Raw genomic sequence first — 1,528 nt, 5'->3', positions numbered from 1 at the left:
GACACATTGGCCACGAAGTCGCGACGCATGGCCTCGTTGCGTTCCCGCTCGCTGACGTCTTGGCTGAGCAGCAGCATGGCGCCTTCGCCATAGGTGCGCAGCATGATGGAGATGCTGCGGCCGTCGTGCACCTGCAGGGTGATCGCCTGCTGGGTGTTGCGCGACTGCAGGTGCTGCACGAAAAGCGGCTGCCGGATGAGGTTGGTGATGCGCTGTTGCAAGTCGCGCACGGGGTGCAACTGAAAGTGGTGTGCCGCCTGCGTGTTGAGCCAGACGATGTGCTCGTTGGCGTCCATCAGAAGCACGCCATTGGGCGACGCTTCGATGGCCTCCAGAAACTCCGCCAGGCGCGCCTTTTCGCGTTGCAGGTCGCGCCGATGCGTCTCCAAAATCCGCTCGAGGCGGTAGGTCAAATCGCCCCACGCGCCTTCTTCGTGCTGGGGAACCTGGGCCTGCGGGGAGCGCAGCCAGGCCAGCAGGCGCTGGGTCCGTACGGCCTCCATCAACCCCAGGCCCAGGGCCACCCCGGTGGCTGCCAAGACGGCGACCAGCACCGGGTGGTCGTTCACACCGGTCACAGAGACCGCCAGCAGCACCGAGCCCGCCCACACCATCAGGCCGGCCGACACTCGGAACCAGCGAGTCCGAAACACGGCGCTCGCCCCCTCAGCGCAGGGTGACCGCGAGTCGCTCAGCGGCCGCCTGAGCCTGCTTCGGGTCTTGCGCCTCCACCATCACCCGCACCAGCGGCTCGGTGCCCGAGGCGCGAATGAGCACCCGGCCCGTTCGGCCCAGCTCGGCCGTCACCGCAGCCTGTTCGGCCTTCAAGGCCACGTTGGTCGCCCAGTCTTGGCCGAGTTGCAGTCGCACGTTGATCAGGGTCTGGGGGAACAGGCTCACATCGCTCAACAACTCGGCCAGGCTGCGCCCACTGCGCACCACCGCCTGCAAGACCAACAAGGCGCTGACCATGCCGTCGCCCGTGGTGTGCTTGTCCAGTGCCAACAGGTGCCCCGAGCCCTCGCCACCCAACTGCCAGCCCCGGGCCACCAGTTCCTCCAGCACGTAGCGGTCGCCCACCTTGGCGCGCACCAGCGGCACGTCCACCCGCTGCAGCGCCAGCTCCACCGCCATGTTGGTCATCAAGGTACCGACCGCCCCTGGGACGGTTTGACCGCTCAGCTGGCGGTCGCGCACCAAGAGGTAGAGCAACTCATCGCCGTTGAACAAGCGCCCTTGGGCGTCCACCATTTGCACCCGATCGGCATCGCCGTCCAGGGCCACGCCATAGTGCGCTCCGTGCTCGCGCACCGCCGCCTGCAGCGCCGCTGGCTCCGTGGCCCCGAAGCCGGCGTTGATGTTGATCCCGTCGGGGCTGCAGCCGATCGCGACGACTTCGGCGCCCAATTCGTGCAGCACATCGGGAGCCACGTGATAGGCCGCGCCATGGGCGGCGTCCACCACGATCTTCAAGCCCTTCAAGCTGAGGTCGGCCCCAAAGCAAGCCTTGCAGAACTCAACGTAGCGC

General features: G+C 67.3%; 1 protein-coding gene and 1 pseudogene. Both read right to left on the bottom strand.

Annotated elements, in window-relative coordinates; all coding sequences use genetic code 11:
- The coding region (locus O9335_RS12205; protein WP_298388445.1) for a phosphate regulon sensor protein PhoR at positions 1–629 on the bottom strand (629 nt) is incomplete at its 3' end.
- Positions 630–666: 37 nt separating this feature from the next.
- Positions 667–1,528, bottom strand: a pseudogene (gene glmM, locus O9335_RS12200) (phosphoglucosamine mutase); the annotation flags it as partial.

The sequence above is a fragment of the Inhella sp. genome (genome assembly GCF_027532025.1).
Classification (GTDB): Bacteria; Pseudomonadota; Gammaproteobacteria; order Burkholderiales; family Burkholderiaceae_C; genus Inhella.
Note: the sequence above shows the minus strand (reverse complement) of the source record. Positions and strands in the feature narration are given on the sequence as shown.